Origin of the sequence: Actinospica sp., from assembly GCF_035552695.1 — a bacterium.
GTDB lineage: Bacteria > Actinomycetota > Actinomycetes > Streptomycetales > Catenulisporaceae > Actinospica.
In genome coordinates, this window is sequence record NZ_DASZKT010000140.1 from 1 (window position 1) to 22,583 (window position 22,583).

20 protein-coding genes and 1 pseudogene are annotated in these 22,583 nt (G+C 70.7%); 15 read left to right on the forward strand and 6 right to left on the reverse strand.

From position 1 onward, the window contains the following. Nucleotides 1-315, reverse strand: a pseudogene (locus tag VG296_RS17900) (glycoside hydrolase family 3); the annotation flags it as partial. Between the two features lie 489 nt (nucleotides 316-804). Here VG296_RS17900 and VG296_RS17905 point away from each other — a divergent pair. The 9 genes from VG296_RS17905 to glgX all read left to right on the forward strand — a co-directional run bounded on the left by VG296_RS17905 (nucleotide 805) and on the right by glgX (nucleotide 9,625). Then, entirely contained in the window at nucleotides 805-1,470 is a 666-nt protein-coding gene (locus VG296_RS17905) for a helix-turn-helix domain-containing protein (RefSeq protein WP_325566963.1), read from the forward strand. 89 nt (nucleotides 1,471-1,559) lie between these two features. After that, nucleotides 1,560-2,987, forward strand: a complete 1,428-nt coding sequence (locus tag VG296_RS17910) for a glucose-6-phosphate dehydrogenase (RefSeq protein ID WP_349259606.1) — start codon at nucleotides 1,560-1,562, stop codon at nucleotides 2,985-2,987. A gap of 48 nt (nucleotides 2,988-3,035) precedes the next feature. Next, entirely contained in the window at nucleotides 3,036-4,058 is a 1,023-nt protein-coding gene (gene gnd, locus VG296_RS17915; RefSeq protein WP_349259607.1) for a phosphogluconate dehydrogenase (NAD(+)-dependent, decarboxylating), read from the forward strand. A gap of 122 nt (nucleotides 4,059-4,180) precedes the next feature. Then, complete coding sequence (locus VG296_RS17920; RefSeq protein ID WP_325566969.1) at nucleotides 4,181-5,155, forward strand: hypothetical protein; 975 nt, start codon at nucleotides 4,181-4,183, stop codon at nucleotides 5,153-5,155. A gap of 36 nt (nucleotides 5,156-5,191) precedes the next feature. Beyond that, nucleotides 5,192-6,022 carry a MerR family transcriptional regulator gene (locus VG296_RS17925; protein WP_325566971.1) on the forward strand — a complete coding sequence of 277 codons (831 nt, stop codon included), beginning with the start codon at nucleotides 5,192-5,194 and terminating at the stop codon, nucleotides 6,020-6,022. Then, the gene (locus VG296_RS17930) at nucleotides 6,019-6,384 is read left to right on the forward strand and encodes a VOC family protein (protein WP_325566973.1); all 366 of its coding nucleotides are present in this window, start codon (nucleotides 6,019-6,021) and stop codon (nucleotides 6,382-6,384) included. Before VG296_RS17925 ends, VG296_RS17930 begins: the two co-directional genes overlap by 4 nt. A gap of 103 nt (nucleotides 6,385-6,487) precedes the next feature. Further along, nucleotides 6,488-6,862 (forward strand): VOC family protein, encoded by a 375-nt coding sequence (locus VG296_RS17935; RefSeq protein WP_325566975.1) that lies wholly within the window; start codon nucleotides 6,488-6,490, stop codon nucleotides 6,860-6,862. Nucleotides 6,863-6,934: 72 nt separating this feature from the next. Beyond that, nucleotides 6,935-7,300, forward strand: coding sequence for a VOC family protein (locus VG296_RS17940; protein ID WP_325566977.1), 366 nt, complete (start codon nucleotides 6,935-6,937; stop codon nucleotides 7,298-7,300). 186 nt (nucleotides 7,301-7,486) lie between these two features. Continuing rightward, nucleotides 7,487-9,625: a glycogen debranching protein GlgX gene (gene glgX, locus VG296_RS17945; RefSeq protein WP_325566979.1), complete on the forward strand. Its 2,139-nt coding sequence runs from the start codon at nucleotides 7,487-7,489 to the stop codon at nucleotides 9,623-9,625. Here glgX and VG296_RS17950 read toward each other — a convergent pair. After that, nucleotides 9,622-10,257 carry a helix-turn-helix domain-containing protein gene (locus VG296_RS17950; protein WP_325566981.1) on the reverse strand — a complete coding sequence of 212 codons (636 nt, stop codon included), beginning with the start codon at nucleotides 10,255-10,257 and terminating at the stop codon, nucleotides 9,622-9,624. The genes glgX and VG296_RS17950 overlap by 4 nt on opposite strands. A 101-nt stretch (nucleotides 10,258-10,358) precedes the next feature. Between VG296_RS17950 and VG296_RS17955 the strand changes: the two genes are divergently transcribed. Beyond that, complete coding sequence (locus VG296_RS17955) at nucleotides 10,359-11,162, forward strand: MBL fold metallo-hydrolase (RefSeq protein ID WP_325566983.1); 804 nt, start codon at nucleotides 10,359-10,361, stop codon at nucleotides 11,160-11,162. Nucleotides 11,163-11,182: 20 nt separating this feature from the next. Here the strand turns inward: VG296_RS17955 and VG296_RS17960 are convergent, their stop codons facing one another. Further along, a complete protein-coding gene (locus VG296_RS17960; RefSeq protein ID WP_325566985.1) occupies nucleotides 11,183-11,662 on the reverse strand; it encodes an Lrp/AsnC family transcriptional regulator in 480 nt (159 codons plus the stop codon). A 105-nt stretch (nucleotides 11,663-11,767) separates the two neighbouring features. Between VG296_RS17960 and VG296_RS17965 the strand changes: the two genes are divergently transcribed. Beyond that, nucleotides 11,768-13,048 carry an APC family permease gene (locus tag VG296_RS17965; protein ID WP_325566987.1) on the forward strand — a complete coding sequence of 427 codons (1,281 nt, stop codon included), beginning with the start codon at nucleotides 11,768-11,770 and terminating at the stop codon, nucleotides 13,046-13,048. Here the strand turns inward: VG296_RS17965 and VG296_RS17970 are convergent. After that, nucleotides 12,972-14,048 carry an NAD(+)/NADH kinase gene (locus VG296_RS17970; RefSeq protein ID WP_325566989.1) on the reverse strand — a complete coding sequence of 359 codons (1,077 nt, stop codon included), beginning with the start codon at nucleotides 14,046-14,048 and terminating at the stop codon, nucleotides 12,972-12,974. The genes VG296_RS17965 and VG296_RS17970 overlap by 77 nt on opposite strands. A 129-nt stretch (nucleotides 14,049-14,177) precedes the next feature. Further along, the gene (locus VG296_RS17975; protein ID WP_325566991.1) at nucleotides 14,178-14,669 is read right to left on the reverse strand and encodes a hypothetical protein; all 492 of its coding nucleotides are present in this window, start codon (nucleotides 14,667-14,669) and stop codon (nucleotides 14,178-14,180) included. A gap of 197 nt (nucleotides 14,670-14,866) precedes the next feature. Between VG296_RS17975 and VG296_RS17980 the strand changes: the two genes are divergently transcribed. From VG296_RS17980 to VG296_RS17995, 4 genes are all read left to right on the forward strand, one after another. Next, nucleotides 14,867-15,859, forward strand: coding sequence for an RNA polymerase subunit sigma-70 (locus VG296_RS17980; RefSeq protein ID WP_325566993.1), 993 nt, complete (start codon nucleotides 14,867-14,869; stop codon nucleotides 15,857-15,859). 76 nt (nucleotides 15,860-15,935) lie between these two features. Continuing rightward, nucleotides 15,936-16,553 (forward strand): maleylpyruvate isomerase family mycothiol-dependent enzyme, encoded by a 618-nt coding sequence (locus VG296_RS17985; RefSeq protein ID WP_325566995.1) that lies wholly within the window; start codon nucleotides 15,936-15,938, stop codon nucleotides 16,551-16,553. Nucleotides 16,554-16,570: 17 nt separating this feature from the next. Continuing rightward, nucleotides 16,571-19,816: a S41 family peptidase gene (locus tag VG296_RS17990; protein ID WP_325566997.1), complete on the forward strand. Its 3,246-nt coding sequence runs from the start codon at nucleotides 16,571-16,573 to the stop codon at nucleotides 19,814-19,816. Between the two features lie 61 nt (nucleotides 19,817-19,877). Continuing rightward, nucleotides 19,878-21,587, forward strand: coding sequence for a PP2C family protein-serine/threonine phosphatase (locus VG296_RS17995; protein WP_325566999.1), 1,710 nt, complete (start codon nucleotides 19,878-19,880; stop codon nucleotides 21,585-21,587). A 14-nt stretch (nucleotides 21,588-21,601) separates the two neighbouring features. Here VG296_RS17995 and VG296_RS18000 read toward each other — a convergent pair whose 3' ends face one another. Further along, nucleotides 21,602-22,264 (reverse strand): cytidylate kinase-like family protein, encoded by a 663-nt coding sequence (locus VG296_RS18000; RefSeq protein WP_325567001.1) that lies wholly within the window; start codon nucleotides 22,262-22,264, stop codon nucleotides 21,602-21,604. Nucleotides 22,265-22,583: the final 319 nt, after the last annotated feature.

The window sequence follows — 22,583 nt, forward strand, 5'->3', positions numbered from 1 at the left end:
GGCCACACCCACCGGCGCCGGCAACTGAGTCACGTTACCCAACCCGTCACCCACCCCCGCCGGACCATCCTGCAAATTCAACGCCGGAATACACAACGAACCGATCGCCGGAGTAAACCCCACATAACTCGACCCACCCGAGCCGGTCATCAACTCGACCTCCTGGGCGAGCGACATCTTCGCCACCAGCTGGCTGACCCGCTGCGAAATCGGAGCAGACGAGTCGACCCACGGACAGGCAGCCGGAGCGGCGGCGGGGGCTGCGGCGGCCGGCGTGGCGGCGACCGCGCCGAAGAGGCCTGACGCGGCGGTCATCACCACTGCCAGGGCCAGGGTGCGCGAGGCTCTGGGCCTCGACGACGCCTTACGGGAAACGTGCACGATGTAGAAGCCTCCAGGCAATCAGTCCGCTGCCACCGGTGCGCCGCCGGTGGCGCGCGGCACGCGGACAGCACTTAGCGAGTAGCTAGTAACCAGTAACTTGAACGGGCGCCGGGAATGTATTGCCGGGTCCGCGTGATCAGCAAGGGTCCTCGTGGGACGCGCTCGGCCGGAGTCGATTCGCCAGGCCACTGATGCTCCCGCGTCCGCCGATCACGTCGGCCAACCGGGCAGCTCCAGACGTATGTCCCTCGCGACCGGAACCCCGAAGCCCCCATCAGTCTCCTGACAGGCCGCCGCCGCGGACCGTGAAACTTTCATGCGCCGCGGGGCACGCTCTCGGCCGTTCTGTACCATGACCACCGCACCACGCACCCATCGAGCCCAGCCCGCCGGGACGGGATGGATCGAGGGAGGGGATGGATGAGACGACCCATGGCCGAGGGGCCGCCCGCCCGCCGGCGCGACCGGCTTCGTCTTCCGGCGACGGAACGACGGCGGCAGATCATCGACGCGGCGACCGGCCTGATCGCGGACCGCGGCTTCTGGGGCGTGTCGATGCAGGACATCGCGGACCGCTGCGAACTGACGGTGCCCGGCCTGCTGCGTCACATGGAGTCCAAGGTCGGGCTGCTGATCGCCGTCCTCGAACACCGCGATGTCGAGGACGCCCGCTCCCTGCGCTCCCACCTCGGCGCCAGCGCGGCCGAGGTGCCGGAGGACTGGGCCGCCGGCCGCCCGGTGGGCGTCGACCTGCGCAGCCTGTGCGCCGCGACGATCGCCCGCAACGCCACCCAGCCCGAGATCGTCCGGCTGTTCACCGTGCTCGCCGCCGAGTCCCTGGAACCGGCCCACCCCGCGCACGCCTATTTCGTCAGAAGGCAGGAACTCGCGGCGGCCGCCTACGCCGCGCTCGCCGAGCAGCTGACCGACCGACCCGACGTGCTCGCCCGGCAGATCATGGCCATGATGGACGGCCTGCAGATCCACTGGCTGCGCGACCCGGCGGCCACCGACCTGGTCCAGGAGTGGGAATCCGCCGCCGAGACGCTGTTCGCCCGGACCACCACCGCCGTCACCACCTCATAGGGAACCACCGCACAGCCCGATCTTCCTCAGCCCGCTGGAAGTGCCGCCCGGCGCGGCGGGTGGCATCGTGGGTCCGGGAACGGAGCCGGATGAGAGGGAGCGGACCGGTGGCGGAGCGGAGCGCGCAACGGACGGCCGATGCCTTGGTGATCTTCGGTATCACCGGCGATCTGGCCCGCAAGATGACCTTCAACGCGCTCTACCGGCTCGAGGCGGCCGGAAAGCTGGACTGCCCGATCGTCATCGGGGTGGCCTTCGACGACTGGACGGACGAACAGCTGCGGCAGGCGGCGCGCGACGCGGTGCAGGGCGCCGACGAGCAGGTCTTCACCCGCCTGGCCGACCGCCTGGGCTATCTGCGCGGTGATTTCACCGATGCGGCCCTGTACGAGGCGCTGGCCGAGCGGTTGAAGGGCTCTTCCAACGTGCTGTACTACCTGGAGATTCCGCCGTCGCTGTTCGCGACCGTGGTCGCGGGGCTCGGCCGGGCGAAACTCACGCAGGGCGCCCGGGTGATGATCGAGAAGCCGTTCGGGCACGACCTGGCGTCCGCCCGGGCGCTGAACCGCGAGCTGCACGCGGTCATCGAGGAGGAGCAGATCCTGCGGATCGACCACTTCCTCGGCAAGCAGCCCGTCGAGGACATCCACTTCCTGCGTTTCGCCAACGCGCTGCTCGAACCGGTGTGGAACCGCGGGCACGTGGCCGCCGTGCAGATCACCATGGCGGAGGATTTCGGGGTGGAGGACCGCGGCGCCTTCTACGACGCGGTCGGCGCGCTGCGCGACGTGGTGCAGAACCACCTGCTCCAGGTCCTCGCCCTGGTCGCGATGGAGCCGCCGGTGGTCGCCGGGGCGGACGCGCTGTGGGACAAGGAGCTCGACGTCTTCCGCGCCATGGCCGACGCGGACCCGGCCCGGTGCGTCTACGGCCAGTACGAGGGCTACCAGGGGATCCGCGGGGTCAAGCCCGGGTCCGCCACGGAGACGTACCTGGCGCTGCGACTCGAGCTGGACAACTGGCGCTGGGCCGGGGTGCCGTTCCTCATCCGGGCCGGCAAGGCGCTCGCGACCAGGGTCACCGAGGTCAGGGTCCTGTTCAAGCACCCGCCCAGGCTCGCCTTCCTGGAGCAGCCGCCGTACACGGCGGCGAACCAGCTCGTCCTGCGCGTCGACCCGGATCCCGGCCTGCGGCTGCTGTTGCAGTCCAAGGCGGCGGACGGACGCGGGTCGCGCGGCGTGCACCTGGATCTGCCGTTCGTGGCCGAGCTCGGCCGGGCCCCGGAGCCGTACGAGCGGCTGTTCGCGGACGCGCTCGCCGGCGACCGGTCGCTCTTCACGCGGCAGGACGTGGTGGAGGAGACTTGGCGGGTGCTGCAGCCGCTGCTGGACAACCCCTCGCCGTCCGAGACCTATCAGCCCGGATCCTGGGGGCCAGCCGCCGCGCGGCACCTCACCCGCGGCTACCCGGAGTGGCAGGACCCGTGGGTTCCGGATGACGCGCGTACGACGCAGTGACCGAAACTCCAGCGAGAGAGAGCGGCAGAGATGACGACCAGCAACCCGATGCAGCTGGGCATGGTGGGCCTCGGACGGATGGGGGCGAACATCGTGCGCCGGCTGCTGCGCGACGGCCACGAATGCGTGGTCTTCGATGTGAACAAGGCGGCCGTGCAGGCGCTCGAATCCGAAGGCGCCGTCGGCGCGAGTTCGCTGAAGGAGTTCGTCGGCAAGCTCACCGAGCCCAGGGCGGCGTGGGTCATGCTGCCGGCGGGTGAGATCACCGGCAAGACGATCGACGAACTCGCGACGCTGATGTCGGCCGGGGACACCATCATCGACGGCGGCAACTCGTACTACCGCGACGACATCCGCCGGGCCGCCGCCGAAGCCGGCCGTGGCGTGCACCTGATCGACGTCGGCACCAGCGGCGGCGTGTGGGGCCTGGACCGCGGCTACTGCCTGATGATCGGCGGGGAGCAGGGGCCGGTCGAGCGGCTCACCCCGATCTTCGCCAGCATCGCCCCGGGCATCGGATCCGGCGAGCGCACCCCGGGCCGCACCGGTGAGCCGGACTCGAGCGAGCAGGGGTACCTGCACTGCGGGCCGAACGGGGCCGGGCACTTCGTCAAGATGGTCCACAACGGCATCGAGTACGGGATGATGGCCTCGCTCGCGGAGGGCCTGAACATCCTGCGCAACGCCGACATCGGCAAGCGCGAGACCACGGCCGACGCGGAGACCGCGCCGATGGAGGAACCCGAGTTCTACCGGTACGACATCGACACCACGGCGGTCGCCGAGGTCTGGCGCCGCGGCAGCGTCGTCGGCTCCTGGCTGCTCGATCTGACCGCCGCCGCCCTGTTCGAGTCGCCCGATCTCGAGAACTACGCGGGCCGGGTCTCGGACTCCGGCGAGGGCCGATGGACCTCGATCGCCGCCATCGACGAGGGCGTCCCGGCCCCGGTGCTCACCTCCGCGCTCTACTCCCGCTTCGCCTCCCGCGGCCTCGACGACTTCGCCGACAAGGCCCTTTCCGCCATGCGCAAGGGCTTCGGCGGCCACGACGAGAAGCCGGCGGGCTCGTAGACTCCTCCCTCCATCCTCGACGAATCGTCGGCGTTGACTCTCCTGTAGTGGGAGGCCGGAGAGTCATAGCACCGACCGGACAACGTCGAAATCGACGTTGACGCAAAGTTCGAGGAGCTACCATGCGCCAGCCCACCCGCCGTGCCGTGCTGGGAGCGGGGGCGATCGCCGCCGCCGCTGCCCTGGCCGGCACGACGGCGAGCCCTGCCCTAGCCGCGGCCGCGAGCGTGCCGCCCGTCCCCCTTCCGGATCCGCCGCAGGACGTCACGCACGCGACGCCCCTGCTCGTGCAGCGGGTCAACAACCTGTTTCGCGACAAGACCGCCCGCGACGTGGACGGCTTCATGTCGCACTTCTCGCAGAATGCGCTCTATTACACCGACGCCACCTTGGGTTGGTACGTACCGAGCTGGTCGGCTCTGCAGGGGACCTTCGCGCAGTACATGCCGACCTGGCCTGACACCGCGCGTTCCTACGCCACCCGGATCATCGGGGACGAGAACAGCGCGATCGTCGAATTCACCGACTCGCCGGAGCTTTTCGGCCACGAGATCCGGGCGATCGCCGCCGTCGACTTCCGGGACGGCCTGATCGTGCGCGAGGTCGACTACTGGGACGGACGGCACTTCGGCATCGCCGCCGTCAACGCATTGCGCACGCCCGACGCCCAATTCCCGACGACCTACGGCGAGCAGTACATCGCCCAGCGCTCCTCGCCGAGCCTGCACCGGGTGCTCGACCGCTTGCGCGCGGCCCTGGCCGTCGGTGACACCAGCGGGCTGTTCGCCGAGGACGCCGTCTTCGAGGACCTCGCGCTGCACACGGAGTTCGCCGGAACCTTGGCCATCGGCGCCTACGTCGACCGGGCGTATACGCGTCTGCCCTACGGTGTCGGCACCACCGTCCGCCGCACCCTCGGCAGCGGCCGGGGAGGAGGCTACGAGTGGATCGGCAACGGGTTCGTCGGCAGTCACGGGATCATCGCGGTCGAACTCGACGCGGCCGACCGCATCACCCGATTCACCGCGACCTGGGACGCGTCCCGACTCGACGACGCCGCTCTGGCCACCCTGCTCGCCGACACCCTCGAACACTGAACCCAACACCGACCTCCTCGGGAGGACCGAAACACCATGGCCGCTTTGCTGAGCATCGGAGAGTTCTCCCGTCTCACCCACGTCAGCGTCAAAGCCCTGCGTCACTACCACGATCTCGACCTGCTGCGTCCCGCGCGGATCGACCCGGACAGCGGATATCGCTTCTACTCCAGCGCCCAGGCCCCCACAGCCCAGCTCATCCGGCGTTTCCGAGATCTGGACATGCCGTTGGACCAGGTCAAGGTCATTCTGACCGCGACCGACCCGGCTGTGCGCGACGAGGTCATCGCCGACCACCTGCGCAGCATGGAGCGCCAACTGGAGCAGACCAGAACAGCGGTGACCTCGCTGCGTCAACTGCTCGAGGGCGGTGGATCACCTTCGCCGGACTTCGCCTTCCGTACTCTGACCAGCGCCTCGGCTCTGCTCGTCACCGCACGGGTGGCCTTTGGGAGCGAAACCGGCGTCTGGCTGCGCGATACGTTCACCGACCTGCGCCGGGAACTCGGCGCGGACGCCGATCTGCGCGGCGGCCCGGACGGCGCGCTCTACAGCGCGGAGTTCTTCGAGTCACACATCGGCGAGGTCACCGCCTTCATCCCGCTGAGCGCGTCCGCCGGTCGCGTCGAGGGCCGACTGCCGGCGGGCCAGGTGGCGGTGGCGACGCATAGCGGCCCGTTCAGCGAACTCGACCGGACCTATGCCGCGTTGGGAAGCTTCGTCGCCGAACAGGGTCTTGTTTCGCGCGAACGCACGGCGATCCGGGAGAACTACCTGCTGAGCCCTGCTGACACCGATGGCAAGCACGGCCTGGTCACTGAGGTGTGCTGGCCGGTGCTCTCTACAAGAGGAGAACAGGAATCATGACGATCCGACTGCACGCACTGACCTTCGACTGCGCGGACGCCGCAGCGCTCGGCGAGTTCTGGGCGCGGGCGCTCGGCCGCGAGCTGGATCCGGGCGCGGGCAAGCAGTTCGCCTCCATCGGACTGCAGGACGCCGGCCGGCCCGAGTCGCGCTGGGCCTTCGCCCAGGTCCCCGAGGGCAAGTCGGTGAAGAACCGGATGCACCCGGACCTGATCGCCGCGGACCTCGAGGCAGAGGTCGAACGGCTGGTCGGCCTCGGCGCGACGTGGAAGGCGGATATCGAGATGGGCAGCATGCGCTGGACCACCCTCCAGGATCCGGAAGGCAACGAATTCGACGTGATCGCCGCACCGGCGGCGTAACAGCACGCGATCACGGGAAACCACCGGCCCCGCACGGGGGTCGTCGGCCAGAGCGCCGCCCAATGAAGCAATTTATGAATATACCTATCAGAAGGAAGCAATCATGACCGTTGATGCCAGTCTGTTCTTCGCGTCCGTGAACATCGGCTGCGCCGACCCCGCCGGCCTGGCGGACTTCTGGGGCAAGGTCCTCGGCCACCCGATCACCCCGGGCACGCTCGACGGGGTCATGGCGGTCGGCACCACCGAGCCGGGCAGCCGGCCCCAGATGATCTTCCACCCGGCCCCCGAGGCCGAGAGGGTCGTCGGCGGGTTCGTTCCCACCCTGCTCACCGACCACCACGACCAGGAGACCGAGCGGTTGACCGGCCTGGGCGCCAAGCTGCTCGACGAGGCCGATCACCCGCCGATCCGTCTCACCGTGTTCGCCGACCCGGAAGGAAACCGGTTCCAGCTGGCGACCTGGCAGCCCGCGTAGTCACCAGATACGAGTACCGGCTAAGGCCCCGTTAGTTCTGAATCGCAGCACGACTATGAATGAGGGACAGCCATGAGCACGATCATCAGCGCCGTGAGCATCGACACCGCGGACGCGGCCGCACTGGCCGCGTTCTGGGCGGAGGCCCTGGGTCGGCCGGTCAACCCCGGCGGCACCGCGAACTACGCGGCGATCGACGCCGCCGACCCGGCCGACGGGCCGAAGCTCACCTTCCACAAGGTCCCGGATTCGACCACGGTGAACAACCGTCTGCGCCTGGCCCTGCGCACCGACCGGTTCGAGGCCGAGTCGCAGCGGTTGGTCGAACTCGGCGCCAAGCCCCTGGGCGACTACGAGAAGCCCGCACTGCGGTGGACCACCTTCGCCGACCCGGACGGTAACCACTTCGACCTGGTCACCGTGCTGCCCGCGGCGTAAGCGTCCCGAGGCCGCCCGACCCGAACGAGCGCCCGGCGCACGGGCGTACGAGCCGCGCACATGCGCTGCCGTACGCTCGTGCGCTGGTCCATCCCGGTGCACTTCGGGTGAGCACCGCCGACGCGGGGAAGAACTCGCCCGAGGCCCGACCCGTGCGGCCTGGGAACGATGGGACGGTGGAAGCAAATGGCGCAGGCATGGCCTGGACGCGCGTATCCGCTGGGGGCGACGTTCGACGGCGAGGGCACGAACTTCGCGCTGTTCTCCGAGGCGGCGGACAAGGTCGAAGTGTGCCTGTTCGCCGAGGACGGCACCGAGCAGCGGGTGCGGCTGGCCGAGGTGGACGCGTTCACCCACCACGCCTACCTGCCCGGAGTCGGCCCCGGTCAGCGTTACGGCTTCCGGGTGCACGGCGGCTACGATCCGGCCTCCGGCCTGCGCTGCAACCCGGCCAAGCTGCTGCTCGATCCGTACGCGCTGGCCTTCGACGGCGAGATCCAGTGGGACTCCTCGCTCTTCGGCTACCCGTTCGGCCGGCCGGAGGATCGCGATGAGCGTGACTCCGCGGACCACGCGATGCGCTCGGTCGTCGTCGACCGCAGCTTCGACTGGGCCGACGAGTCCGGGCGGGAGCGGCGTCCGCGCACCGGCTACCACCCGATGGTCGTCTACGAGGCTCATGTCAAGGGGATGACCCAGCTGCATCCGGAGGTCCCGCCGGAGCAGCGCGGCACGTACGCCGGGTTCGGCCATCCGGCGGTCATCGAACATCTCCAGCGGCTCGGCGCGACCACCGTGGAGCTGATGCCGGTGCACCAGTTCGTGCACGACGAGCGGCTCGGCCCGCTCGGCCTGTCGAACTACTGGGGCTACAACACCATCGGCTTCTTCGCCCCGCACAACGGCTACAGCGCGAGCGGCCGCCGCGGCGAGCAGGTGCGCGAATTCAAGACGATGGTCAAGGCACTGCACGAGGCGGGCATGGAGGTCATCCTCGACGTCGTCTACAACCACACCGCCGAGGGCAACCACCTCGGGCCGACGCTGGCTTTCCGCGGCATCGACAACGCGTCCTACTACCGCCTGATGGAGGACGATCCGCGGTACTACATGGACACCACCGGTACCGGTAACAGCCTCCTGATGAGCAACCCGCACGTGCTGCAGCTCATCATGGACTCGCTGCGCTACTGGGTCACCGAGATGCACGTCGACGGCTTCCGCTTCGACCTCGCGGCGACCCTCGCCCGGCAGTTCCACGAGGTCGACCGGCTCTCCGCGTTCTTCGACCTGGTCCAGCAGGATCCGGTGGTCTCCCAGGTGAAGCTGATCGCCGAGCCCTGGGACCTGGGCGAGGGCGGCTACCAGGTGGGCAACTTCCCGCCGCTGTGGGCGGAGTGGAACGGCCGGTACCGCGACACCGTGCGCGACTTCTGGCGCGGCGAGGGCGGGGAGCTGCCGGAGTTCGCCTCCCGGCTCACCGGATCCTCAGACCTCTACCAGGACGACGGCCGGCGCCCGATCGCCTCGGTCAACTTCGTCGTCGCGCACGACGGGTTCACCCTGCGCGACCTGGTCTGCTACGACGAGAAGCACAACGAGGCCAACGGCGAGCAGGGCCGGGACGGGGCGAACGACAGCCGGTCGTGGAACTGCGGCGCCGAGGGCGAGACCGACGACCCCGAGATCAATGCCCTGCGAGCCAGGCAGCAGCGGAACATGATCGCGACGCTGCTGCTGTCCCAGGGTGTGCCGATGATCGCGCACGGGGACGAGCTCGGCCGTACCCAGCGCGGCAACAACAACGCCTACTGTCAGGACAATGAGCTGACGTGGATCGACTGGAACGCCGTCGACCACGAGCTGCTCGACTTCACCCGCGCCGCGGTCGCGTTGCGCGCCGAGCACCCGGCGCTGCGACGGCGCCGGTTCTTCTTCGGCACCCGCACCCGCATTCCGGCGAGCCTGCTGCCCGACATCGAGTGGTTCCGCATCGACGGACAGGAGATGACGGACGAGGACTGGAACTCCGGGTTCGCGAAGTCCCTCGGCATCTACCTCAACGGCGCCGCCATCACCGAGCCGGACGAGTACGGCGAGCAGGTGCGCGACGACTCGTTCCTGATGCTCTTCAACGCGCACTGGGAGCCGCTCGACTTCGCCGTGCCCGACTCGCGTTTCGGCGAGGTGTGGACGGTCGCGCTGGACACGGCGTCCCCGGACGTGTCCGGGCGGCCCGAGATCAAGGCCGGCTCCACGGTGCCGGTCGAGGCACGTTCGCTGATGGTGCTGCTCACCCGCGAAGCCGGGGCCTCGTCGTCCTAGAGGAGCGCGGCGGTGAGCGTGTCGGCGAGCCACCGCCGGTAGGCGCCGATGCTCCACCGGCGGTCGGCCGTGAGCTTGACGAACAGGTCAGGTGACGTCAGCACCCAGAAGGCGTCCGCGACCGCGTTCTGGTCGGCGCCGGTGCGCAGCATCCCGACGTCGGCGAGGTGTGCGACGAACGCGCTGACGCCGGTCAGCCGTTCCTGCTCGGCCGTGGCGAGTAGCTGCGCGACTTCGGGGTCGGACCCGGTCAGCAGGGTGAAGAGGGCGGCGATCCGCTCGTGCACGCCGCTGACGAACGCGGCGTACAGCTCCAGCTTCACCTGCGGGTCGGGCGTGCCCAGAACCGTGCGGATCTCCGGACGCTCGGCCATGGTCAGCGGATCGTCGTCGCCGGCCAGCGTGATGTCCCACAGCGCCTTCATCATCTGAGGCTTGCTGCCGAACGCCTTGTAGAGCGTCTCGGGCGAGAGCCCTGCCTGGTCCGCGACGGCCCGGACGGTGGTGGCCTGGTAGCCGTCGCGGAACAGCAGCTCACGGCAGGCCTCCAGGATCGCGCGGCGGTTGGCCTGCGCGGCGGCCTGACGGCGGCTGGAGTCGTAGGTCCGGCGGGAGCCTGCGGACGTCGGCACGGGCGAGTTCCTCTCAATTCCGCTACAGTTGACTGTATCGAATATGCGGCGGCCCCGAGGCGGCGGTCGCGCCACGCCCTACGCTCTCATCTGGAGGAGCGATGTCCCACACTCACCCGAACGACGGCACGCGGCGGCGCGCGGAAGATCCCGAGCAGGTCGCGCCGGGCGTCCACCGCCTCGGCGACGAAGTCGTCAACTTCTACCTGATCGAGCACGAGGACGGCCTCGTGCTGGTCGACGCGGGACTTCCCGGCCACTTCGGCCTGCTCCAGGAGCGGGTGGCGCGGCTCGGGTACAGCCTGACCGACATCCGCGCGGTGCTGCTCACTCACGGGCATCTCGACCACACCGGCCTCGCCGAGCGCCTGCGCGCCGAGGCCGGCGCCGAGATCTGGATTCACCGAGAGGACGCGCCGATCCTGGCGGACGGGCCGCGCAGTGCGATGCGGCACGCCAAGCCGGAGCGGTCCATGCTGCCCTATCTGCTACGTCGGCCCGCCGCCATCCGCACTCCACTGCACATGGCCCGCAGCGGAGCGTTCACCGCGCCCAAGGTCCAGGAGTTCAGCGTGCTGCCCGGTGAGCAGCCCCTCGACACAGTTCCCGGGCGCCCGCAGCCGGTCTTGGTACCCGGGCACACCTCCGGCAGCGTCGCGTACCATTTCGCCGACCGCGGACTGCTGTTCACCGGCGACGCGCTGGTCACCGCGGACGGCATGACCGGGCACACGGGGCCGAGCCTGGTCTGCCGCGGCTTCACCCACGACGGTGCCGCGGCCCTGGCCTCGCTCGACCGGATCGCCGCGTTGCCCCAGGCGCTGATCCTGCCCGGCCACGGCCGCCCCTTCGCCGACGGCCCGCGCGCCGCCGCGGACCAGGCCAGGCACGTGGGCATGACCTGAGACGCGGCCCTCGAACCCGCTCAGCGCAGCTGATCGAGCGGCAGCGGGCCGCGGCTGAGCACGGTGCGCAGCGCGAAGATGCTGCGCGCCGAGGTGATGGGCTCGATCGCGAGGATGCGGTCGAGAAGCACCTCTTCATAGACGGCCAAGCTCGGCACCACCGCCTCCACCAGGAAGTCGGCGTCGCCGGATACCAGGTGGCAGGCGACGACCGCGGGGATCGCGGTCAAGCCCTCCTCGATCTCCCGCGAAGTCTGGCGCGAGTGGCGCGCGACGCTCAGCTCGACGAACACGGTGAGTCCCAGTCCGAGGCGTTCGCGGTCGAGTTCCGCGCGGTATCCGGCGATCACGCCCTGGGCCTCGAGCGCCTTGGTGCGGCGCAGGCAGGACGACGGGGACAGGGAGATCTCCTCGGCCAGGTCCACGTTCGCCTTCCGGCCATCGCGCTGCAGGCCGGAGAGGATGGCGAGATCGGTCGCGTCGAATTCTGGTTCCGGCATGAAATTCTCCTTGCAGGGCCTTTGGACGAGTTTCATTGCACCAGAAGTCTCTCCGGCGGCGCAATTTGCCATCGCGTGCGGGGCCCTTCCGAGGAGGATCGGGGCATGCCCTCCGCAACGTCGGCAACGTCTGCCGCCCTCTCCATCCCTCGCGGTGTCGCCCTGTACGTCGGCGCCCTGCTCGGTCCCGGACTGCTCATGCTGCCGGGTCTGGCGGCCGAGATGGCCGGTCCCGCCTCGGTCCTGGCGTGGGCCGGGCTGCTGGCGGTATCAGCCCTCTTCGCCATCGTCTTCACCGCGCTCGGCACCCGGATGCCCGGCGGCGGCGGAGTCATCGCGTATGCCGCCGCCGGTCTGGGGACGCGGGTGGGACGCGCGGTGGGCCGTTGCTTCCTGACCGGCGTCGTGTTCGGCGCGCCGGTGGTGTGCATGATCGGCGCGGGCTACGTCATCTCCCTGATCGGCGGCGGACGGGTCGCGACCGCGCTCGTCGCGGCGCTGCTGCTGGCCTGCGTGCTCGCGCTGACGCTGGCCGGTGCGCGCACGGGCACGACGGTGCAGATGATCCTGGTCGGGCTGCTGCTGGCCGTGATCGCCGTCGCGGTCGCAGGATCCGTACACGCGTCGCGGGCGGCGAACTGGAGCCCGTTCGCCCCGCACGGCTGGTCGGCCGTGGGCACGGCCGCCTCGGTTCTCATGCTCTCATTCGTCGGCTGGGAGGCGGTCGCGCCGCTCACCCGCCGCCTGGCGAACCCGCGGCGCTCGCTGCCCCGCATCACGGCCGTGGCCTTCGCGGTGACGGCGGCGGTCTACCTCGCCCTCGCGACGACGGTCGTCGCCGTCCTCGGTGCGCGTGCCCAAGGCCCGGTGCCGGTCGCCGACCTGCTCCGCGTCGCGGTCGGCACAGCGGGTCCGTGGATCGCCGCGGGCGCGGCCGTGCTGCTCACGTTCGCCGCGATCAACGCATACCTCACCGGGGGAGTGGCCCTCGCCGCCCACCTGCGCGGGACGACTGAGGGCCGCCCCCGGTACTTCTTCGTCGCCATAGCGGCGGCCGGCGTGGTCGAACTGGGCGCCGAGGCCCTCGGCCTCCTCGACACCGCGCGCATGGTCACGCTGCCCACCTCGTTGTTCCTCATGGTGTACGTCGCTTCGATGGCATCGGCGGCACGCCTGCTGCGAGGCGCTCTGCGGGGCGCGGCCGCAGTGGCGTGCGCGGCATCGATCGTCGTGCTGGCTTTCAGCGGGGCGGCGGCGCTGCTCGCCGTGGCCGTCATCGCCGTCGCGCTGACCGGTGAGCGCGAGCCGATCAGGGTTCGGATGAGCCGGCCTCAGGGTTCGTGTCCAGCGACAGGTGGGTCAGGTCCGCGGGTGGCGGCGAGGTGAACGACCAGAACGGGGCGGCGAAGCCGTCGGCGAGCGCGGCCGGGGCATCGGTGAGGTTCATCCGTTCGCGCAGGCGGCCGTAGAAGTCCGTCGGGCCGAGCCGGACGGCCCGCAGGCGGCGCTGCGCCGCGTAGACGCCGATCCAATCGCCCGGCTCGAGCAGCCCGCGCAGCTGGCCGTCGATGCTCACCGCGGCGCGGCCGGACCGTTCGAGGATGCGCAGCCCGACGACCTCGTCGGGACCGGTGACGACCGTCCTGTTGAACGCCATGTGCGGGGCGACGGGCGTGAAGACGAGGGCCTCCGCCCGCGGCGACACGACGGGCCCTCCGGCGGCGAAACTGTAGGCCGTCGAACCGGTCGGCGTGGCGACCAGCAGCGCGTCGGCGGAGTACGAGGCGAGCAGCCGGCCGGAGACGTACACCCCGACAGACACCTGACGATCCCGGGAGAGTTTCTCCACCACCACGTCGTTGACCGCGGTGACGTCCAAGGGAATTCCCCACTCGTCGCCCGCATCCTCATCGGCGCGCACCTTGGGAGCGGGCAGCAGCGGTCCGCGGCCGTAGGTCGACGCCCAGGCCTCCATGTCCCGCGGCATCTCGAGGCGACGCGAGACGCGCACCGTCAGCAGTATCCGGCTGTCGATCCGGATCCGCTCCTCCCGCACGGCGTCGAGGGCCGTGAGCACCGCCGACGACGGCACTTCCGTCAAGAAGCCCACGCGTCCGAGATCGACGCCAAGCAGCATGGCGTCGTTCGCCGCGGCCAGCCGCGCGCCGCGCAGGAACGTACCGTCCCCGCCCAGTGTGACGATCAGATCGGGATCGCCCGCGGCCCGCATCTCCTCGCGCGCGTTGAGCCGTCGATGCTCGTGCCAGACATCGATGTCCACGCACTCCACGTCGTGCGCGGCACACCACCCGCGTACCCGATCGGTCGCGCCCGCGGCCTCCTCCCGCCCGCCGTGCACGACCAGACCGATCCGATTCACCGTCATCTCAGCCTCCAAGTCCGACCTCGCCGCGACCAGTCGATCACAGCGGCGACCCGTTGTCCCAGAGGCGAACCCGCATGCGCCGACACTTTGGCCGGCGCATGCGGCACATGCGGCTTCTGCCGCCCGGGATCAGACGGCGATGTTCTGGAAGGTCACCGACACGACGGCGGTGCGGGCGGTCGGGCTGGTCGGTTCGGGGACGAACGTCGCCTCGCCGGTACCGGAGCACGGCAGCTCGATCGTCGTGGGGATCGGCTCCTTGACATAGAAGGAATTGAACACGACGACCGGCCCGGAGACGGCGCCGGTGGGCGTCACGATGAACGCGTCGATGCTGTGGGCGGCGCTGCCGGTGAAGCCCGAGTCGGTCGACGAGACGGGGCCGGTGACGACCTCGAGGTATTGGCCGGAGACGGGGTGGCCGAGCTCGCCGGCCGTGACCGGGCCGGGGCAGACGACCTGGATCACGGCGTTGGCCTCGACGCCGTTGACGACGCCGGCGAACGCCGTGTTCGGTCCGATCGGCAGCGGGTCGGTGACCGCGTGACCGACCGCGGCGGACACGCCCAGGGCGAGCGTGGTGGTGACGCCGAGTGCTGCGAGCCGATTCCTGATGAGCACGTGGGTCCCTTCTGGTGCTGTCGGCAGAAAGTACGGGAGCTGTGCGGCGTGCATCCGCCGGCCGCGGCGCCTACGGCCGGAGCAGTGAATCAGGGGGCATAGTAGTGTTGCGTAACCGGGCTGTAAACGGGGTGTAGCCGAGTCTGTCATCTACGTCTGCGCGGGCGTGGCGTGGATGGATTCGCCATGATGGGCTGGTGGCTGCAATCGATGGACGGACGTCCGCGGGGACGGTGCTCGAACCGCTCCGGGGTCCGTTGACGGGCTACTGCTACCGCATGCTCGGGTCCGTCGGCGAGGTCGAGGACGCGGTGCAGGAGACCATGCTGCGTGCCTACCAGAACCTGGAGCGCTACGACCCGGACAGGGCCGGGCTGTCCACCTGGGTGCACACCATCGCCACCAACGTATGCCTCGACCTGCTGCGCGCCGCCCGCCGCCGTGCGCTGCCCTGGGACCTGGGACCCGCCGCGACGGACGGGATGCTGGGCACGCCGCTGCCGCCCGCGCACTGGGTGGAGCCGATGGCGGACTCGCGGCTGGGCCGCGTCGCCGACCCGGCCGAGCTCGCGGTGCGTCGCGAGTCGGTGCGGCTGGCCTTCGTCGCGGCCCTGCAATGGCTCCCGCCCCGGCAGCGCGCGGTGTTGGTGCTGCGCGACGTCCTGGGCTTCTCCGCGGCGGAGTCCGCACAGATCGTGGACTGCACGGTCGCGGCCGCCAACAGCGCTCTGCAGCGGGCCCGAGCCACCCTGGCCGAGCGCCGTCCCGCCCCGACGGACGTCGCCGACGCCGACCCCGCGGCAGCAGCTCAGCAGAAGCTGCTACGCGAATACGTGGACGCTTTCGAAGCCCACGACGTCGACCGGCTGATCGGGCTGCTCGCCGAGGACGTGCGCTCCGGCATGCCACCGTTCGCGTGGTGGCTGCACGGCCCGCAGAGCATCCGCGCGGCCATGATCGCCGGCGCGGAAGCCTGCGCCGCCGACCGGGTACTGCCGGGAGCGCCTGCCAACGGCTGCCCGACACTGGGCCAATACCGGCCGGACGCGGACGGCGTGCTGCGCCCCTTCGCGCTGCTCGTGCTGGAGGTACGCGGGAACAAGGTGGCCGAGATCGTCACCTTCCTCGGCTGGGGCGAACGCTTCGCCGAGTACGACCTCCCGCGGGGATTGGAACCGCGTTCGTCCTGAACCGATGAGTTCGCATACCCCGCCGCGTAGAAGGAGTGAAAGCCACGCCCATTCCTCGACAGGAAGACCGAGCAACATGACGCCGACAGCGCCGAAGACGACGGAAACCGAGCTGCGGCAGCAGACCTACGCGGAGCGCGAGCGACTCGCCGCGCTTCTGACCGACCTCACCGCCGACCAGTGGGACACCTCGTCCCTGTGCGACGGCTGGCGGGTGCGCGAGGTGGTCGCCCACATCACCATGCCGTTCCGCACCAGCACGCCGCGCTTCGTGGCGGGGCTGGTCGCCGCCAGGTTCTCCTTCGACCGCTTCTCGGACAAGGCTGCCCGCCGCGACGGCGCCCGCATGACTACGGACGAGCTGCTCGGCGCGCTGCGCGACAACATCCGCCACCCCTGGCAGCCGCCGGGCGGCGGTCCGGCCGCCGCGCTGGGCCACGACGTGATCCACGGCCTCGACATCACCGAACCACTCGGCTTGCCCCCGGCTCCGGCGGAGCGCATCGCGACCGTCCTCGCGAATTCACGGCCCCGCGCGCTCGCCTACTTCGGCGTCGACCTGACCGGCGTCGAACTGCGCGCCACCGACGCCGACGTGCGCCTCGGCACCGGCCCCGGCAACGTCGTCGAACTGCCCGCCAAGGACATCCTGCTGACCGTGACCGGCCGCCTGCCCGCCCCACAACCGCGCTAGGCGATACGTTTTGAATCATGGCAGCGACTTCGTACTTGCGTTTCCCGCACCTGTCCGGCGACCTGCTGACTTTCGTCGCAGAGGACGACGTCTGGCTCGCATCGACAGCCGGCGGGCGGGCGACGCGGCTGACCTCGGATCGTACGACGGTCGTGCAGCCACGGCTGAGCCCGGACGGTCGGCACGTGGCCTGGGCCAGTGCGCGAAACGGCGGAAACGAGGCCTTCGTCGTATCGGTGGACGGCGGACCGGTGGTGCAGTTGACGCACTGGGGCGCCAGGAACACCCGGGTCATCGGCTGGCTGTCAGCTGACGAAGTCCTCGTCGTCGGGCCCGCCGGCTCGCGCAGCAACAACAGCGCTCGTCCGTGGGCTTATGCGGTGGGCCTGGATGGTCGCAGCCGCCTGCTTCCCTACGGCCCGCTTGCCGCCCTGTCCACGTCGGCAGACGGTGCGGTGTTGCTGGGCAGCACCTACGCCGCTGAACCTGCTTGGTGGAAGCGCTACCGCGGTGGCACCGGCGGGAAGCTTTGGTTCGACCGCGGCGGCAGCGGTGAGTTCGCGCCCATTCTGCGCGAGGTCGGCAGCCATCTCGTCGCCCCGATGCTGGTCGGCGACCGGATCGCGTTCATTTCCGATCACGAGGGCGTCGGGGCGCTGTACTCGGCCGACCGGGACTGCGCGGACCTGAGGCGGCACACCGACCTCGGCGAGTTCTACGCGCGGCACGCCTCCTCGGACGGCTCCCGGGTGGCCTACGAGTGCGCGGGGGAGCTGTATCTACTGGGGTCGCTGGACGTGGGCGCCGAGCCGCTTCGGCTGGAGATCGCGTTGCCGGGCGCACGCGTCGGGCGGGAGCCGTTCCCGGTGAAGACGGGCGAGTGGCTGGGCGAGATCGACCTGTCCCGGGACGGCCGGGCCGCCGCCGCCGAGGTGCGCGGCACGGTGCACTGGCTGCCCGTCGAGCAGGGCCCGGCGCGCACGATTCTGGCCAGGCCGGGTGTGCGCGGACGGCTGCCGGTGGTGGTCCCGGACAGCGGCGCGGTCCTCTGCGTCTCGGACTCCGGCGGCGAGGACGGCCTGGACCTGGTGCCCACGGACGGGAAGCCCGCTCGGCGGATCGGGCAGGGCCGGCTCGGCCGGGTCTACGATCTGGCCGTCGCCCCGGACGGCAGCGTCGCCGCGGTCTCCGCCGAGGACGGCCGGCTGCTGCTCGTGGACCTGCGTGAGACGGCCGTCGAGCCGATCAGCGAGCTGACCCGGGTGGAGCTGGACGAGCCGTGCCAGCTGGCTTTCTCTCCCGACTCCGGGTACCTGGCCTGGGCTCAGGTGTGGTCGGCGACGGGTTTCGGCCTGCGTCCCGACATGCACGTGTGCCTGGCGCGGCTGTCCGACGGGGCGATCTCGGACGTCACCGGGCCGCGCTTCCACAGCCACTCACCGGTGTTCACCCACGACGGCAAGTACCTCGCGCTGCTGTCCGACCAGACCTACGACCCGGTCTACGACGGCAAACTCTTCGACCTCGGATTCCCGCCGGGAGTGCGCCCCTACCTGGTGACCCTGACCGACGACACCCCGTCGCCCTTCGCTCCGGAGATCGACGGGCGTCCCGTGGTGGACGGCAAGGGCGAGGATCAGGGCGTGAAGACGGAGGGTGCGGTTCAGGTCCGGGTGGACCTCGCGGGGATCACCGAGCGGATCGTGCCGTTCCCGGTCGAGGCCGGCGACTACCGGCGGCTGCGCGCGGTCAAGGACGGCGTGGTCTGGATGGCGCACCGCGAACGGGGGGCGCTGGGCGAGAGCTGGCGGGGCGCGACGGATCAGCCGCCGAAGCCGCAGCTGATGCGCTACGACCTGGCCAAGCGCAAGCGTTCGGTGCTGGTCGCCGCCCTGGACGACTACGCCGCGTCCGCGGACGGCGGCAGGATCGCCTACCGGTCGGACGGCGAGCTGAAGGTCAGGGCCGCGGCCGCCGCGGACGAAGACGCCACGATCGGTGTGGACCTGGACCGGATCCACGTGCGCGTCGACCCCGTGGCCGAGTGGACCCAGATGTACTACGAGACCTGGCGGCTGAACCGGGACAACTTCTGGCGCCCGGACATGGCCGGGATCGACTGGGCCGGGATGGCCGCGCGCTACCGTCCGCTGATCGACCGGCTCGGCTGCTACGACGATTTCAACGACCTGCTGTGGGAGCTGAACGGCGAGCTCGGATATTCGCACGCGTACGCGATCCCGGCCGCCCGGTACAACCCGCCGTCCTCCGGCCAGGGGCTGCTCGGCGCGGACCTCGCCCCCGATGCCGACGGCCGCTGGCTGATCGAGCGGGTGCCGCCGGGCGAGTCCTCGGTGATCGAGGCCCGGTCGCCGCTGGCCGCGCCGGGAGTGCGCGCCCGGACCGGGGAGCAGATCGCGGCGGTGAACGGGCTGCCGGTGGATCCGCTGCGCGGCCCGAACCCGCTGCTGGCCGACAAGGCGGGCCGACCGGTGGAGCTGACCCTGCGCGCCGCGAACGGCGACGGCGGCGGAAACGGCGGCGGCGACAGCGGTCGGTCCGCGGGCACCGAGCGCCGGGTGGCGGTCGTGCCGCTCGGCTCGGAGGAGACCCTGCGCTACCACGACCGGATCACGGCCCGCCGGGCGCGGGTGCGCGAGAGGTCCGGCGGGCGCCTCGGGTACCTGCACGTGCCGAACATGGCTCCGCTCGGCTGGGCCGAGTTCCACCGCGGCTTCGCCGCCGAAGTGGCCCACGAAGGGCTGCTGCTCGACCTGCGCGAGAACGGCGGCGGGCACACCTCAGGGCTCGTCGTGGAGAAACTGGTCCGCCGGGTCATCGGCTGGGTCCTGGCGCGCCAGGGCGGAGTCACCCCCTACCCGCACGACGCGCCGCGCGGCCCGATCGTCACCCTCATCGACGAGCAGGCCGGCTCCGACGGGGACATCGGCTCGCACGCGATCCGCAGCTACGGGGTCGGCCCGCTGGTGGGCGTGCGCACCTGGGGCGGCGTGGTCGGCTACGACCGGGACCGGCTGCTGGTGGACCGCACCATGGTCTCCCAGCCAAAGCTCGCCTGCTGGTTCGAGGGCCCGGGCTTCGGGATCGAGAACCACGGGGTGGACCCGGACGTGGAGGTGGCCATCGCGCCGCAGGACTGGGCCGCCGGCCGGGACCCGCAGCTGGAGACCGCGATCCGGCTGGCCCTGGAGTCGCTGGAGCGGCGCCCGGCGGCCACGCCCCCCGCGCTGCCGACCCACTGACTCAGAGCTCAGCTAGTCTCAGTCGGCACCCGGTAGCCCGACGGTGATCGAGGAAGACACGGTGAACGTGGGAAAGACGGGCAGCGAGGCCGCCGACTTCATCAGCGCGCTGGCGCCGATGGGCGATGCGCTGCCGTCGAACCTCATCGACGACGCCCCCGTGGGCCTTGGCCTGCTCGACGCGGAATCGCGCTGGGTCTACGCCAACGCGGCGTTTCTCCGGGCGACGGGCCTGGACCGGGCGATCCTGGGGGCGCCGGTCGACGCGACGCCCTTCGCCGCCGACGCGGACACCATCAGGCGGATCCTCGAAGACGACTGCCTCCGCGATGAGGTCGTCGAGGGTTCGGCCGGCGTCGTCGGCGCCGCCGCGGCGACGGGCCTGCACGTCTGCTACCGGCGCCAGGAGAGCGACGGCCGGGTCGTCGGCGTCATCGCGGCCGTCGCGGGGTCCGCGCCCGAGCAGATGCAGGAACTGGACCGGGCCCGTCGCCGACTCGCGGCCCAGGTCGCGGCGGCCGAACGTATCGGCACGACGCTCGACATAGACGTCACCTGCGACGAACTCGCCGAGTTCACGGTCCCGGCGATGTCCGATCTCACGCTCGTCGAGGTGCTGCCGTACGAGATCGCGGAACGCGGCGACGGCGCGGGTGCCGCGCCGCCGCGAATGCACCGAGCCGCCTTCGCCTGCACTCCCGCGGTGCGCCGCCTGCTGGGCTCGTCCCACGCGCTCGGCGAGCCGACGCGGTCCGCCGCCGAGTCGGCGGTCGGGCGCAGCCTGCGCGCGGGCGGGCCGGTGGTCGCGAACCTGCCGTCCGAGCAGGAGCTGGAGCTGCTGGCCGGGAACGCCGAGGATCTGGCGGCCTTCCGGCTGCTCGGGGTCGACTCGATCCTGGCCGTTCCGTTGGTCGCGCGGGGCCGGGTCATCGGCGCGTTGACCATGGCCAGAGTCGGCGCGGAGCACCGGGGCTTCACCGAGGACGACATGATCCTCGCCCAGGATCTCGCCGACCGGGCGGCGGTCAGCGTCGAGAGCGCCCGGCAGTACGCCGAGTCCCAGCGCATCACCCTGGAACTCCAGCGCGCGCTGCTCGTCGAACCCGGTCCGCCGCACTCGAACCTGGAGATCGCGGCCCGCCATCTTCCGCTGGGCCGCCGCAATCTGGTCGGCGGCGACTGGTACGAGATAATCCGGCTGCCGTTCGGCCGCACCCTGCTGGTGATGGCCGACGTGATGGGCCACGGCATGGAAGCCGCGGTCGACATGAGCCACTACCGCTCGATCATCCGTGAACTGGGCAGCATGGACCTTCCGCCGCACGGGATTCTCGCGCACTTGGACACCGTGATCGCGGCGAGCGAGTCGGCCAGGCCGGCGACCTGCCTGCTCGCCGTCGCGGACCCGAGCCGCAGGCGGTGGACGCTGGCCAGCGCGGGCCATCTTCCGCCCGCGCTGTTCGTCGCGGGCCGTCCGACCGAATTGATCCCCACTCCCATCGGGCCGCCGCTGGGGACCGGCGTAGGCGGCTACGAACACGTCACCGTCGATCTGCTGCCCGATCAGATCCTGCTTCTGTACACCGACGGCCTGGTGGAACGGCGCGGCGAGGACATCGACATCTCACTCGCCAGGCTCGCGGCCGTCGACTTCCCCCCGACCGGCGAGCTGGAGCAGCTGCTGCAGGTGGTCCTGAGCGCGCTGGCGTCCTCCACGCCCGACGACGACATCGCCGTCCTCGCGGCACGAGCCAATCCGAGGCAGGACTAACAAAATCAAGCGATTCACCGCATGTGTGCTCTCGCCCGCAGAATGACTTCGACGACCGCGTCGAGCGGGAGAGCGGTGGAGTCGATCACCAGGTGGTAGTGGCACGCGTCGGCCGGATCGACGTGATAGAGCCGACGCACGTAGTTGGTGCGGGCGCGGTCGGACTTGTGTTGATGTGCGCTGGCTTCCTCGATGCCGATGCCTTCGATCTCGGCGCCCTGCCGGAGTCGAAGCTCCGGCGGTCCGTCGAGGCGCACGTGGAAGCCGTGCTCCTTGCCGAGGACCACCGCCGCGCCGCGGCCGAGGATCACGCCGGCGCCGTCCGCGCCGAGCCGACGGATTCCGGCCTCGGCGGTGCGCCGCATCTCCTCGTGCTGACGTGCGGATGTGGGCGGCGACTGAGTCGTGCCGGTCGGCATCGAGTGCGAGAGAGACGCGAGCAGCCAGTGGATCGGCCCGTTCTGCTCCTCGTGCGCTTCGAGCCCCTCGCTGCACTTCTCGCCCCCGGCGAACTCGCCGACGGTCGTCGTGGCACGCTGCACGAAGGGCACGCCCAACCTTCGGGCCAGAGCCGGGGCGACGACGCTGCCACCGGCTCCGTAGGCAGCCGACACGGTCACCAGTCGTGGTCCGCCGCTCTCCGGGGCCAGACTCGATTCGGACGTCTCACCGCTCACCCGTCCAACGCTACGGTCCGCCGTCGGCGTCAGCACGCCGACACCCCGGGCGCGTCGCCGTTTTCGAACTATTGCTGCAGCAAGCAAGGTTCGCCCGGTCCTAGACAGTTTGATGCGGAACCAGATCGTGTTCGTGGTTCGGATGCCGCCTGTGCTGCGGGTGCGCCGCCTTGCGGCGCTCCGGGGGGTTCGCGGGAGGGTGGGCCGGCGAAACCCCCGAAGCCGCCGCTTTGCGGCGTGCCCGCAGCACTACCAACAGACCCCATTCAACGCGGACACTACCCAGCATCCTCGCCAATTCCCCCGACTCAACGCCTCT

What these genes read in the sequence shown, in the direction of transcription:
- VG296_RS17905 (WP_325566963.1), top strand. Translation starts at nt 805, where the DNA reads ATGAGACGACCCATGGCCGAGGGGCCGCCCGCCCGCCGGCGCGACCGG.
- VG296_RS17910 (WP_349259606.1), top strand. Translation starts at nt 1,560, where the DNA reads ATGAGAGGGAGCGGACCGGTGGCGGAGCGGAGCGCGCAACGGACGGCC.
- gnd (WP_349259607.1), top strand. Translation starts at nt 3,036, where the DNA reads ATGCAGCTGGGCATGGTGGGCCTCGGACGGATGGGGGCGAACATCGTG.
- VG296_RS17920 (WP_325566969.1), top strand. Translation starts at nt 4,181, where the DNA reads ATGCGCCAGCCCACCCGCCGTGCCGTGCTGGGAGCGGGGGCGATCGCC.
- VG296_RS17925 (WP_325566971.1), top strand. Translation starts at nt 5,192, where the DNA reads ATGGCCGCTTTGCTGAGCATCGGAGAGTTCTCCCGTCTCACCCACGTC.
- VG296_RS17930 (WP_325566973.1), top strand. Translation starts at nt 6,019, where the DNA reads ATGACGATCCGACTGCACGCACTGACCTTCGACTGCGCGGACGCCGCA.
- VG296_RS17935 (WP_325566975.1), top strand. Translation starts at nt 6,488, where the DNA reads ATGACCGTTGATGCCAGTCTGTTCTTCGCGTCCGTGAACATCGGCTGC.
- VG296_RS17940 (WP_325566977.1), top strand. Translation starts at nt 6,935, where the DNA reads ATGAGCACGATCATCAGCGCCGTGAGCATCGACACCGCGGACGCGGCC.
- glgX (WP_325566979.1), top strand. Translation starts at nt 7,487, where the DNA reads ATGGCGCAGGCATGGCCTGGACGCGCGTATCCGCTGGGGGCGACGTTC.
- VG296_RS17955 (WP_325566983.1), top strand. Translation starts at nt 10,359, where the DNA reads ATGTCCCACACTCACCCGAACGACGGCACGCGGCGGCGCGCGGAAGAT.
- VG296_RS17960 (WP_325566985.1), bottom strand. Translation starts at nt 11,662, where the DNA reads ATGCCGGAACCAGAATTCGACGCGACCGATCTCGCCATCCTCTCCGGC.
- VG296_RS17965 (WP_325566987.1), top strand. Translation starts at nt 11,768, where the DNA reads ATGCCCTCCGCAACGTCGGCAACGTCTGCCGCCCTCTCCATCCCTCGC.
- VG296_RS17970 (WP_325566989.1), bottom strand. Translation starts at nt 14,048, where the DNA reads ATGACGGTGAATCGGATCGGTCTGGTCGTGCACGGCGGGCGGGAGGAG.
- VG296_RS17985 (WP_325566995.1), top strand. Translation starts at nt 15,936, where the DNA reads ATGACGCCGACAGCGCCGAAGACGACGGAAACCGAGCTGCGGCAGCAG.
- VG296_RS17990 (WP_325566997.1), top strand. Translation starts at nt 16,571, where the DNA reads ATGGCAGCGACTTCGTACTTGCGTTTCCCGCACCTGTCCGGCGACCTG.